At 38.2% G+C, this 13,669-nt stretch carries 10 protein-coding genes; 3 read left to right on the forward strand and 7 right to left on the reverse strand.

Annotation, left to right across the window (positions count from 1 at the left end):
• Positions 1-114: 114 nt before the first annotated feature.
• Entirely contained in the window at positions 115-516 is a 402-nt protein-coding gene (locus H3T47_RS05715) for a hypothetical protein (RefSeq protein ID WP_052059662.1), read from the reverse strand.
• A gap of 584 nt (positions 517-1,100) precedes the next feature.
• Between H3T47_RS05715 and H3T47_RS05720 the strand changes: the two genes are divergently transcribed.
• From H3T47_RS05720 to H3T47_RS05730, 3 genes are all read left to right on the forward strand, one after another.
• Positions 1,101-2,141, forward strand: a complete 1,041-nt coding sequence (locus H3T47_RS05720; RefSeq protein WP_370567578.1) for a PTS sugar transporter subunit IIC — start codon at positions 1,101-1,103, stop codon at positions 2,139-2,141.
• Positions 2,142-2,217: 76 nt separating this feature from the next.
• Positions 2,218-2,574, forward strand: coding sequence for an arsenate reductase family protein (locus tag H3T47_RS05725; RefSeq protein WP_199282812.1), 357 nt, complete (start codon positions 2,218-2,220; stop codon positions 2,572-2,574).
• Between the two features lie 117 nt (positions 2,575-2,691).
• Entirely contained in the window at positions 2,692-5,094 is a 2,403-nt protein-coding gene (locus tag H3T47_RS05730) for a Xaa-Pro dipeptidyl-peptidase (protein ID WP_199282813.1), read from the forward strand.
• A gap of 89 nt (positions 5,095-5,183) precedes the next feature.
• On the opposite strand, the gene carB is transcribed toward H3T47_RS05730, so the two are convergent.
• The 6 genes from carB to H3T47_RS05760 form a co-directional block, all read right to left on the reverse strand.
• Positions 5,184-8,366, reverse strand: a complete 3,183-nt coding sequence (carB, locus tag H3T47_RS05735; protein WP_199282814.1) for a carbamoyl-phosphate synthase large subunit — start codon at positions 8,364-8,366, stop codon at positions 5,184-5,186.
• Positions 8,359-9,444 (reverse strand): carbamoyl phosphate synthase small subunit, encoded by a 1,086-nt coding sequence (locus tag H3T47_RS05740; protein ID WP_046327289.1) that lies wholly within the window; start codon positions 9,442-9,444, stop codon positions 8,359-8,361. The genes carB and H3T47_RS05740 overlap by 8 nt, the downstream gene beginning before the upstream one ends.
• Entirely contained in the window at positions 9,441-10,718 is a 1,278-nt protein-coding gene (locus H3T47_RS05745) for a dihydroorotase (protein WP_199282815.1), read from the reverse strand. The genes H3T47_RS05740 and H3T47_RS05745 overlap by 4 nt, the downstream gene beginning before the upstream one ends.
• Positions 10,718-11,674 (reverse strand): aspartate carbamoyltransferase catalytic subunit, encoded by a 957-nt coding sequence (locus tag H3T47_RS05750; RefSeq protein WP_046327291.1) that lies wholly within the window; start codon positions 11,672-11,674, stop codon positions 10,718-10,720. The genes H3T47_RS05745 and H3T47_RS05750 overlap by 1 nt, the downstream gene beginning before the upstream one ends.
• A 146-nt stretch (positions 11,675-11,820) precedes the next feature.
• Positions 11,821-12,363, reverse strand: a complete 543-nt coding sequence (pyrR, locus tag H3T47_RS05755; protein WP_046327292.1) for a bifunctional pyr operon transcriptional regulator/uracil phosphoribosyltransferase PyrR — start codon at positions 12,361-12,363, stop codon at positions 11,821-11,823.
• A gap of 286 nt (positions 12,364-12,649) precedes the next feature.
• Positions 12,650-13,573, reverse strand: coding sequence for a dihydroorotate dehydrogenase (locus H3T47_RS05760; protein ID WP_046327293.1), 924 nt, complete (start codon positions 13,571-13,573; stop codon positions 12,650-12,652).
• Between the last annotated feature and the right edge of the window lie 96 nt (positions 13,574-13,669).

Genomic DNA, 13,669 nt, shown 5'->3' on the forward strand with positions numbered 1-13,669 from the left:
AAAAAATTTACAATTTAAAAAGACCGACAAATCAACGTTTTATTGACGTGATTTGTCAGCCTTTTTAGTTAGGTTAGAGTTTTTTTCCAGAATCTTTTTTGTTTTGTACTAATACTAGTCCTTCTTAATTTTTGAAATCAAATTTTTTTGCCGCTTGGGGTTTAAACGGTAATAGCCGGAGAATATTCCTAAAAATGTTAAAACAATCGTACCAATAACCAAAAGCAAGATGCTGTCTTCATGAAGTTCGCCGATGAATTCATATAAAGATGAAACCATCTTTAACCAACCACCTAAAGAAACAAAATACCAGGCTGTAGCCTTATCGATAAAGCTCATAGCAGTACGTAAATCAGATTCATTTTTGATAATACTACCAAGAATTCTGACGGCCCGCCTTTTTTCAAGATAAATTTTGACAATAGGTATAATCCAGTACAAAGGAGAAATCTTTGGCTGAGCTTTACTTGATTGATTGAACTCTTTTAAAAACCATTCGTAATCATAAAGTTCCATTAGTCCTTGATATAGGGGAAATGCGAATAATAACCAGTCTCCCAAAAAACTAATGCAGTTGATAAATAGTGAGATAATAAACACTTCTTTCTTTGATATAAACCAATCTTTTTTTACTTTAAGATATTCTAATCGTTACAAAATAATTATTCAAAAAGTTTATTTTGATACAAATTATCTTGTAAGCATAATATTAAAATTTAAAAAATAAAATTTATAATTTTTAATAATTAATTTCATTAGCTAGTGTAGCGAGAAAGCTTAAGATGCTTATTATCTTCGGCGCTGCCATCAAAAAATAATTTTATTAATAATTAGTCTTGCTTTTACTTCATCATTAATGTATGATATTGCTTAAATATTTATGAGAGGTAGAGATTATGACGACAATTAACAAAATTAATCAACCGCAAGTTAAATATTATTACTGGTACTTCAGTTATTTGATCTGAGTGCCTAGTTTTGTCATTGCCTTAGACACACAGTTCAACCTTCATGACAATTGTGTGTAAAGACTTAAGTACTTTCTTCTCTATGAATTCACACAGTTGTCGTCATCTGTGTGAATTTTTTATTGGGAGAAAATAATGAATACTATTAAAAAGATTACTTTAGACACCTTAAATGGTTTATCCACTGGTATCGTAGTGGCTTTGATACCAGGAGCATTAATTAACCAGCTAGTACAAGCTCTTTTACCTAGCATGCCACAATTAAGTTTTATTTTAGCATTAACTGCTTTTGCCTCAGCCTTGCTACCCGCAATTAGTGCTGTATGCGTCGGCATGACGGCTAAGTTAACGCCAATTCAGACTTCGTCATTAGCTTTAGCAGCTACTGCCGGAGCAGGTAATTTTGTGATGAACAAGGGCAAAATTGCAGTTATGGGCAGCGGCGATGTTATCAATACCGCTATTACCATTATGATTGCTTACGGGCTGGTCTTGTTTTTTGGTAAAAAGCTTAAGGCCTACACAATTCTGTTAGTACCACTATTAGTACTTTTAATTGCTGGGGGAATCGGTTGTCTCACACGTATTCCCGTTGGTCAACTAACTAGTTTGATCGGAATGGGAGTCGAAAAATTAACTGCATTACAACCAATTGTAATGGGTATTCTCATGGGAATAGTATTCGGTTTACTTATTGTTTCCCCTATTTCTTCTGTTGGTATCGCTACAGCAATCAGCATTTCTGGAATTGCTTCTGGTTCAGCTAATCTGGGCATCACAGCAGTCTCTTTTGCACTGGCTGTTTTTGGCTGGAAAGCAAACAGTTTTGGAACTTCAATCGCGCATTTCCTTGGCTCTCCTAAAATGCAAATGGCTAATTTAATGACCAATCCTAAACTGCTGATTCCTCTTTTAATTAATGCTGGTATCATGGGCGGCTTAGGTGCCGTGTTCCAAATTCAAGGGACGCCAATGAGCGCTGGCTTTGGCTTTTCTGGCTTAATTGGACCCGTCGCAGCGATGGCTAATCGCCCAGCAAATGCAATTAATATTATTCTGATTGCATTTTTGTTCTTTATCCTTCCAATCGCCCTAGGATTATTGATGAATTACTTGTTTAATAATAAAGTTCATCTTTTTACGAGCAAAGATTTCGAATTAGATTTTAGCTAAATAAAAAATCTTTTGTTTCTATTTTTCAGACATTTTGTTAGACACTGCTATAATTGAAACAAAGGAGCGTATGAAAATGATAAAATTCTATGGCTATAAACGTTGTTCAACTTCAAGAACGGCCCAAAAATGGTTGGAGGATCATAATGTCAAGTTTGATTTTCAAGATTTAGTGGAACTACCGCCTAAAAAATCTGACTTGGTTAAATGGCTGACACAATATCAAGACCGTGGCCTAAAATATTTTTTTAATACTCACGGCCAAGATTATCGTAAATTGCATCTTAAAGATCAGCTGCCCCAAATGACAATAGAAAAAGCAGCCGAAATGATGTCAAAAAATGGTAAGCTAATAAAAAGGCCTCTTGTTGTTGATGATCAAAACCTAACTTGCGGTTTCAATGAAAAAACATACCAAGAAGTTTGGCTTTAAATTAAAAATTAAATTCAGTAAGGAAAGTTTTGTCAAGAAACTTTCTTTTTTATTTTCATAATTAACTTCATAATATTTTAAAGAACAGGTAAAATAAAAACCAAAAAGGAGAATTTCATGAAATACAACCAATATGCTTATGTGAAAACAGATTACCAAACACAAGTAGAAGAATTATTACAAATTAAATTTTTACCATCCGCTTATCAAAAATTATCTTTTGGTGCTCTTTTAGCTGAACTAACCGCCAATACAGTTGCAGTTATTGCGCCTGACGCTAAAAGCGCACGAAATGCAAAATTAGCCGAGTTTGCTGTATCAGATAGTGAAAGGCTCAGCGACTTTTTAGACACAGCACCAGAAAAAATTGATTGTAGCCAATTTTATAATGTAGCATTGCAATTACTCGGATACCACGTTGGCTACGATTATCAGTTAAGTGAGCCACTAAAATTTATGCAAAAACAAGGCTTGCCTTATGTTAAAAATATTGGTGACAAAGAACATTTAATTCAGGCTTTTTACCGTTTACTTAATACCCGCGCCAAAAATGGCCAACTTTTAATTGATGTTATGGCTGGTGAAGGTTACTTTTATAACCGTCGGAATCAATTTGCTAAGAATAAATTTCTCTTTTTTAACGGCAAAAGTATGCCCGTTTTTGATACCAGTAAGGTAATTAGAGAAGTAGTTTATGTTGAAAGCGATTTGGATACTGACGGAGATGGCAAGAGCGACTTACTGCAGACAACAATTTTTCGTCCAATTGAAAGTGAAAATTTGCCGGTCCCTGCTCTTTATACTGCCAGCCCCTATTTTGGCGGCATGATTGATAACGAGCAACGCAACCATAATGTCGATGAAAATTTAAGCGATGCAACTGAGTGGACCAATCCGCAATACCAAGCTGCCCCTGTGGTAAAAGCTAAAAAGCCGCTGGCAGATAGTAAAAAATCGTATGAGCCGGTGGAACAGGCTGTTGGGAAGTCTTCTTATGGTTTAAATGAATATATGTTAGCACGAGGTTTTGCCAGTGTCTCTGCTGGTGCAATTGGTACACGCGGCAGTGATGGTCTCAGAATTACCGGTGCTCCAGAAGAAACTGAAAGTGCAAAAGAAATAATTGAATGGTTACACGGCGATCGCATTGCCTATACCGATAGATCACGCCAGCATGAAACTAAAGCTACTTGGTGTAATAAAAAGATTGGTATGACTGGCAGGTCATATTTGGGAACTTTACAAATAGCAATCGCAACTACCGGTGTAGCTGGCCTAAAAACGGTCATTTCCGAAGCTGCCATTTCCTCTTGGTATGATTATTACCGCGAACACGGCCTGGTAATCGCACCTGAAGATTGTCAAGGCGAAGATTTAGATATGCTGGCAGAAACTTGCCAGTCAAACTTGTGGGATGCCGGTGATTATCTGAAAATTAAGCCTAAATTTGACGAAATGCAGAAAGTATTACTTAAAAAAGCTGACCGTAAAACTGGACAATATTCTGATTTCTGGGAAAAACGCAACTACCGCCATCATACAGCTAATATTAAGTGTTCTTGGATTAGTGTTCATGGCTTAAATGACTGGAACGTCAAGCCTAAGAATGTCTATAAAATTTGGCAAAAGGTTAAAAACCTTCCGATTGAGCATCACCTTTTTCTGCACCAAGGGCCACACTATAACATGAACAATTTGGTTTCAATTGACTTTACCGACTTAATGAATTTATGGTTGGTTCATGAACTCCTAGGTATCGAAAATAATGCCTATGAACAGTGGCCGACGGTATTAGTCCAAGACAATCTTAAAGCTGACAAATGGCATGATGAAGACGATTGGAATAATAGCATCGGCACTGAAACCGTCTACTTCCCAACAGATAACAATGAGTTGACAAAAGATGCAAACTATATGCAAAAAGTATCTTTTACCGATATGGGAGGAACGGAGTTTAAGAAAGCTAAAATTTCAGAAAATGATTGGCAATACCAATTTATTTGTGGCAATCCAAAATGGGCTAAAGCCAGTTTGCGTTATACCACAGATGAATTTATTCATCCCGTAACTATAGTTGGTCGACCGGAAATAAGAATGAGCGTGTCATCCAGCCTTAATAAAGGACAAATTTCAGTTGCTTTAGTTGAAATGGGCGATCGCAAGCGTCTGACAGCTACTCCTAAAATTTTAATGCCTGGAGAACAAGAGCTAGGTTTCCATTTTAAGGTTGATTCTTTACAGGAATTTATGCCAGATAGGCTTACTCACGCCAAATTAATCACTAAAGCACACATGAATTTGCAAAATTACCAAGATATGAAGAAACCTGCCAAAATTAAAGCTGGCGACTTTTATGACTTGCAGTTTGAATTGCAGCCAACTTACTATACGATGCCGGTAGGCAGTAAACTCTGTCTAATTATCTATTCAACCGATCAGGGAATGACAAAAAGGCCGCTAGAAAAGACGGTCTACACAGTAGATCTGGCCAAGACCGCAATTAAGTTTAGCCTTAAATAAAATCGTCATACTGTTCTCTATCAATTATGTTTTGTAACAAAAAGACAACTGGATCAAAAAACCAGTTGTCTTTTTTACTTAATAAATTCTTATTTGATGTCTATTGTTGAAAACGACCGATTTTCAAGCGCAGTTAATAGTGCCCGCGCGGTGTCTAAACTCGTAATTAGCGGAATGTTTTGTTGAATAGCTGTTTGGCGAATGATAAAGCCGTCAGAAGTTTTAGCTAAATCATGTCCCATCGTATTAATTACTAAATCAATTTTACCGTTTTTAAATTCAGTTAGAATATTTGTGGCACTTTGGTCATAAATTTTGTCAACATGAGTAATATGCAGGTGGTGCTGCTCTAAAAATGCAGCCGTTCCGCTAGTCGCAAAAATCCGGTAACCAATTTGCGCAAATCTTTTGGCAATTGGTAATATTTCCTCTTTATCGCGGTCTTCAATCGTCAATAAAATATTGCCACTATCGGGTATCTGCATATTAGCACCTGAAAATGCTTTATAAAGCGCCTTAGGAAAACTGAAATCACTGCCCATGACTTCGCCAGTTGATTTCATCTCTGGCCCTAAATAACTATCAACATCCGAAAGTTTACTAAATGAAAATACAGGTGCCTTGACGCTAATCATTTCTGGTTCTGGCGCTAAGCCGGAGGAGAAGCCTTGTTCTTTCAAACTCTCTCCCATAATGACCCGCGTAGCGACTTGCGCCATTTCAATACTGGTAATTTTGCTTAAAAAAGGGACCGTTCGACTAGCACGGGGATTAACTTCAATAATATAGATTTCTCCCCCGCGCTCAATTAATTGTAAATTCATAATTCCGTGACAATTGAGCTTTAAAGCTAATTTTTTGGTAATATCAGCTATTTTTTGCTTAATAGCAGGTGAAAATGTTTGAGCAGGATAAACAGCCATAGAATCGCCTGAGTGAACCCCGGCATGTTCGATATGTTCCATTATTCCGGGAATCAGCACTTCTTCCCCGTCACAAATGGCATCAACATCACACTCGCGCCCATCAAGATAGTCATCGACCAAAATAGGATGACTGCTGGCAATATCCACATGATTGTGCAGATAATCTTCAAGTTCGGCTTGATTATAAACTATTTCCATAGCTTTACCGCCCAAGACATAGCTTGGTCTGACCAGAACAGGGTAGCCAAGCTTCTGTGCCGCCTTAATTACACCATCATGTGTAGTTGTGGTAATTCCTTGCGGCTGTTTTAAACCTAATTCTTTAACTACTTGATCGAATAATTCGCGGTCTTCAGCTCGGTTGAGGTCTGCTACACTGGTGCCCAAAATCTTGATCCCATGTTTCTCTAACCCAGCAGCCAAATTGATTGAAGTTTGACCACCAAACTGAATGATTACGCCTTCCGGCTGCTCAAGATCACAGACATTTAATACGTCTTCCAAAGTCAAAGGTTCAAAATATAATTTGTCAGATACAGAAAAATCAGTGGAAACAGTTTCGGGATTAGAGTTAATAACAATAGCCTCATAACCCATTTTTTGCAATGCTTTGACACAGTGAACGGTAGCATAATCAAATTCCACACCCTGACCTATACGAATCGGACCCGAACCAACTACTAAAACTGATTTCTTATTCGTCTTTTGGCTCTCATTTTCAGCGTCATAAGTAGAATAAAAGTATGGTGTTTCAGAAACAAATTCTCCTGCGCAAGTATCTACCATTTTGTAAACTGGCACTAATTTATGGTCTTTCCGAAAGTTTCGTACTTCATCTTCTGTTTCGTGCCACAGGTTGGCAATAGTATGGTCACTAAAACCATATTTTTTAGCATTTTTAAGGACAGTTATATCATCAGGATTAGCTGCAATAGTTTTTTCTAGATCGACAATATGCTTTACTATATCTAAAAAATAAAAATTAATTTTGGTTAATTCATGCAAATCAGACATTGTATAATCGCGCCGGAAAGCTTCAGCGAGGTAAAAAAGCCGATCATCTTGGGCTTTAACCAATTTATTTTCCAAATCCTCATCGCTGGCCTTGTGTGCCTCAAGAGAATAAAAGTCTTTTTGGTCAATTTCAAGCGAGCGCACAGCCTTTTGAAAGGCTTCTTCTGCAGTTCTCCCAATTGCCATGACTTCCCCAGTTGCTTTCATCTGTGTACCAAGTTCACGATTTGCTTTAGCAAATTTATCAAAGGGCCAACGAGGTATCTTGCAGACCACATAATCCAAAGCAGGTTCAAATTCGGCAAAGGTGGTGCCGGTGACTGGATTTTTAATTTCATCTAAAGTTAGTCCCACAGCGATTTTAGCCGCCATTTTAGCAATCGGATAGCCGGTAGCCTTAGAGGCCAGAGCAGAAGAACGGGAAACCCGGGGATTAACCTCAATGACATCATAATTGAAACTATTGGGATCAAGTGCTAGCTGCACATTGCAACCACCTTCAATTTTTAGTGCTCGAATAAGTTTCAAGGAGCAGTCCCGCAGCATTTGATATTCTTTATCAGATAAAGTTTGTGATGGTGAAAAAACAATTGAATCTCCAGTATGGATACCAACAGGATCAAAATTTTCCATACAACAAACAATCATGGCATTATCGTCATGATCTCTCATTACTTCAAATTCAATTTCTTTATAACCCGCTATTGAACGCTCAATTAAGCATTCGGTAACTGGTGATAGTTCCAATCCATTTTTAGCTATTTTAGCTAATTCTTCACGGTCATTGCAGATGCCGCCACCGGTACCTCCCATAGTAAAAGCAGGACGAACAATAATCGGATAGCCAATTTTATCTCCAAAATCTAGTGCTTCTTGCACTGTTTTCACACTCGTTGAAGGTGGGACCGGTTCACCCAGTTCTTGACAAAGTTCTTTGAACTTTTCCCTGTCTTCTGCTTGTTCAATTGAATCAAGCTTTGTACCTAGGAGTTCAATATTTAGTTCATCTAGAATGCCACTTTTAGCTAAAGACAATGCCATATTCAATCCCACTTGTCCGCCTAACGTAGGTAAGATTGCATCAGGAAATTCTTTACGAATAATGCGGGAAACTGATTCCAAAGTTAAGGGCTCAATATAAACCTTATCGGCAATAGTCGTATCAGTCATGATGGTAGCGGGGTTAGAATTGACCAACACTACTTCGTAGCCTTCTTCACGTAAAGCTAAACAAGCCTGTGTTCCGGAATAATCAAATTCTGCTGCTTGACCTATAATAATTGGACCTGAACCAATTACCATGATTTTTTTAATATCAGTTCTTTTAGGCATCGTTCTCATTTTCCTTTCTCTGGTCAATCATTTGCATAAAGTAATCAAATATCCCTTCTTCGTCATGTGGCCCCGGTGTACTGTCTGGATGAAATTGCACCGAAAAAGCTGGGTATTTTTTATGCCGCAAACCTTCAACAGTGCCATCATTAACTTCAACGTGCGTAACCATTAAATTCTCTGGATCAATTGAATCGCGGCTAACAGCATACCCATGATTTTGAGAAGTAAATCCAATATTTCCTGTAGCAATTTCACGTACTGGATGATTAAATCCCCGATGGCCGAATTTCATTTTATAAGTCTTAGCACCATTTGCCAGAGCAAAAACTTGATGCCCCATGCAGATACCCATGAGTGGTATATGCTGCTCAACTTCTTGCACCATCTTAATTGCCTTTCCCATTTCCAGCGGATCTCCTGGGCCATTGGATAATAAAACACCATCTGGTTGCAATGACAAAATCTTGGCAGCCGAAGTAGTATAAGGAAGAACTATGCAATTGCAGCCCCTTTGGCTTAGTTCACGTAAAATACTGTTTTTTATACCAAAGTCAACCACCACAACATTACGCTTTGTACCAGGTACAGGATAGGATTTTGCAGTGGAAACTCTATCCACTGCACCCCTGGTTATTTGACTGGACTGCAACTCTTTGGCAATTTCTGCCGCGTTCTCCTGAGAATCACAAATTTGACCGCGCATAGTTCCATGACTACGCAGCTTTTTTACTAATTGTCTAGTGTCTACACCCTGAATACCTGGAACATTGATACTTTCTAAAAACTGGGGTAAAGTGGTTTGCATACGCCAATTATCTGGGTGACGCGCCACTTGATGACAAATTACCCCTTTTATACCCGGTTCAAGTGATTCATAATCAGCTAGTGTAATACCATAGTTGCCAATTAAAGGATTGGTAAAAACTAAAATCTGATCAGCATAGGATTGATCAGTAATCGCTTCTTGATAGCCAGTCATACCGGTAGTAAAAACCACCTCTCCCCTAGTTGTTTGGTCGGCTCCAAAACCTGAACCCGCAAATATACTGCCATCTTCTAAAATTAAATATCTCATTTATTTTCCTCTATTTGAAAGACAACTTTGCCATCAACCATTGTTAAGACTGTTTGACCGTAAACCGTGTCACCCTTAACTGGGGTGTTTCTTCCCTTAGATTTAAAATCAGCAGTATTAATGGTTATTTTTTTACCAAGATTAAAAATTACTATATCAGCTGGTTGACCAATCGCAATTTTTCCTGCTTTTTTCAGTCCAAAAGACTCAGCTGGTGCGATTGTTAGCCAAGTTAATAACTGACTCAAAGTGAAAATACCAGTTTTAACAAACTTGGTATATAGTTCACTAAAAACTGTTTCGCTACCAACTATCCCAAAAGCTGCTTTAGCAAAACCGCCTTGTTTATCAGCAGCGGTATGAGGCGCATGGTCAGTAGCTATCATGTCAATCGTGCCGTCAAGCAATCCAGCAATTAAAGCTGCTTGGTCTCTTTTCGTTCTTAATGGGGGATTCATTTTAAACTTAGCATCATCGCCAGTAATATTTTCTTCTTCTAACAGAAGGTGGTGAGGAGCAACTTCACAAGTAACATTGATACCCCTAGATTTAGCAATTCTAATTAGTTCAACACTGGTAGCAGTTGACACGTGACAAACATGATAGTGAACGCCGGTTTTTTGCGCCAGTAAGAGATCACGTGCAATTTGTGTGGTCTCAGCTAATTCAGTAATAGGAGCTAAATGTAATTTTTTTGCTTTTTGACCTTCATTAATCACACCATGATTAAATAGTGCATCATCTTGTGCATGTTCAGCAATGATTAAATTATTCTCTTGTGCTTTTTGCATTGCCAAATACATGGTACGAGCATTCTGCACTCCTTTGCCATCATTACTTAGCGCCACACATCCGGCTTTTTTAAGTTGAGCATAATCGGGAATTTCATCAGTATCTTCATCAATAGTTATGGGGCCATATTGCAAAATATGCACTAGACCATTTTGGTCATTATTGCGCACCATTTTGGTCATTAATTCCGGGATGTTAGGGACAGGTACCACATTAGGCATTGCACAAACCGTAGTAAAGCCACCATGCGCCGCTGCCAGCGAACCAGTCTGAACATTTTCTTTTTCAGTTTGACCAGGATCTCTATAGTGGACATGAACATCAACTAGACCTGGACTTACCAGCTTGTCTTCCGCGTTAATTACGCTGTCGCCGGTTAAGCTGGTCCCAATTGCTGCTATCAAGCCATCTTTAACTAAAAGATCAGCTTGCATAATCTGACCACCAACAAAAAGATAGCCATTTTTAATCACAGTTGTCATTAAGACAGACCTCCTAATTTACGTCCGCGCATGACCGCTTCAATCATTGCCATGCGCATAAAGACCCCATTCTCCATTTGCCTTACGAAACGACATTTTGGAGCTTCAACTAAATCACCACTAAGTTCAACATCATGGTTAATTGGACCTGGATGCATGATAATGGCATCATCTTTCAGTTGGTCATATCGTTTTTGATTAATCCCATATTTTGCATGATATTTTTGAGCATCAAATTGGGCTTCATTTGGATCACCAGCATGCCTTTCATGCTGCACTCTCAAAAGCATCATTACATCCATTTGACTAACCAGATCATCAATCGGCTTATATTCGCCAAATTTGTCAAACTGTCTGTCATACCAATATTCAGGACCCGAGAAATAAACTTTTGCACCCAGCCTAGTTAAAAGATCCATGTTACTTTTGGCAACTCGTGAATTGGTAATATCTCCGACGATAGCTACTTTAAGATTTTTAAAATGACCAAATTGTTCGTGAATTGTCATCATGTCCAATAAACACTGTGACGGATGCTGACCACTGCCATCCCCAGCATTGATTACCCCAATGTTAAGGTGCTGGTTTTGCTTAGGATGGATCAATTGGTTGTAGTATTCGTTTTCTGAATGCCTGATTACTTCAAGATCAATGCCCAGAGCTGCCATAATAAGTGACGTGTCATAAAGGGTTTCACCTTTTTTAGTTGAACTATGTGCTGGATCAAAAGGAATAACCTTTAAGCCTAGTTTTCGTTCGGCCATTTCAAAACTGGTATGAGTTCTGCTGGAATTTTCAAAAAACATATTAGTAACATAGACCGGACAAGTTAAATGTGGGCGGGCACCACCATTTTTAAAATATTCTGCTCGTTCAATCAGTGCCATTACTTCCTCAGCTGTTAGGTTTTCGACGCTAACAAATGATTTTAAAGTGACAAAATTTGTATTTTTCATTTTTACTCTTTCCTAAAAAAATAAACCTGCAGCTTTTCAGCTCCAGGTTTAGCAAAAGGGTTTTTAGTTTAGTCCAAGACTTAACAAAAAGAACTCATACCCTTCTGACCCTCTCTGGAGCCAATTAAACGGTTGAATTGATTCTATTATTGCGGCAATGGCTTTAATTCCACACTGTCTTTATTATCAATTTCTTCAACATGAACCGCTATTTCTTCATGCGAAGATGTTGGGATATTTTTACCAACGAAATCTGCGCGAATCGGTAATTCACGGTGGCCACGGTCAACTAGCACTGCAACAGCAATTGAGCTAGGTCTGCCCTTATCCATTAAAGCATCCATTGCTGCTCTAACTGTCCGCCCAGTAAAAAGTACATCATCGACCAAAACAACGTGTTTATTGCCGATTTCAACACCTATTTCCTTAGAATTAACAACAGGGTCTTGCTTTAACGATGCATCATGACGGTCATCGCGGTACAAAGTAATATCAAGTTGACCCAGTGGCACATCGACCCCTTCAAGTTTTTGAATGCGGTCATGGATTCGCTGAGCTAAATAAACGCCACGAGTTTTAATCCCTACGAGTACCAGATCTTCAGTACCCTTGTTACGTTCAATGATCTCATAAGTAATTCTGGTTAGCGCTCTCTTCATTGCTGAAGCGTCCCAAATTTCTTTTGTCATCTTTTTCTCCTATTGCTACTTTACCCATGAAAAAACACTTAATCTATTGAGACTAAGTGCTGTGTAAAAGTCAATACTTAATTGAGCTTTCCTTGCTAGCCTCACGGGACTAATTTTAAAGGACATCTATTTCAATATAATGGTTAAACGAGCAGTTGTCAACACTAAAGTTATGTATCGGGCAACTATTATTTCTAGCAAAAATTTTTAAGTTTAAAAAAATATTTTCTAATTATATAAACCATGTCTAACTTTTATTTTAAAGCCGCCTCACTTAAGAAACAAACTAATTAAGTTCAATCTGACCAACAAGATCATTGATATCAGCAACACCCATTTTTGCTAAAATTGCGGGCAATTCATCTGCTATGTGGGGGCATATTAATGGATCCTTAAAATGAGCACTTCCCACTTCGACTGCATTGGCTCCGGCTAACATAAATTCAATTACATCTTCAGCTGACTCAATACCGCCCATACCAATTATGGGTAATTTAGTTGCTGTTCTCACCTGATTAATCTGATAAATGGCAATAGGTTTCACTCCCGCACCTGAATAGCCACCAAAATTATTGCCTAACAGTGGTTTACGTGTCTTGATATTGATGCGCATCCCCATTACCGTATTTATTAGTGACAGACCGTCTGCACCACCAGCTTCTGCTGCTCGGGCAATTTCACCTATGGCAGTAACGTTAGGTGTTAACTTAATGTAAATCGGAATTGTGACCGCCACTTTGATTGCAGCAGTTAGTTTTTCAACTAATTCTGGATGAACACCAAAACTCATTCCACCTTGAGCAACATTGGGACAAGAAAAATTTATTTCCAGGGCATTAACCATCTTAGAAGCAGCTAATTTTTGGGCCACTTCGACATAGCCGGCACTACTTTCACCACCAACACTGGCAATAATGGGCAAAGCAGGATATTTCTTTTTAATGTCAGGTAACTTGGTACTAACTACTTGATCAACTCCCGGATTAGTTAAACCGACAGAATTTAATACTCCATTTTCTAAAACTGCAATTTGAGGTTGAGGATTACCAGCCCGCGGTTTAGGTGTAGTAGTTTTTATAACCAGCGCCCCCAATTCATTTAAATCAAATTTCTCAGCCGCAGATACATCACCAAATCCGAAAGTACCACTTGCTGGCATTAACGGATTTTTTAAGCTTAGACCCGGTAATTTTACTTTGATGTTAATCATATTATCCTCCAAAAATTGCTGTTCTTTTGCTCATAAATATTTTTGGGTATATTTTACACGTTTTTGACCATTTTAAAAGTAAAATTTTTAGTTGTA

The sequence above is a fragment of the Lactobacillus sp. W8093 genome, assembly GCF_016100925.1.
Classification (GTDB): Bacteria; Bacillota; Bacilli; order Lactobacillales; family Lactobacillaceae; genus Lactobacillus; species Lactobacillus helsingborgensis.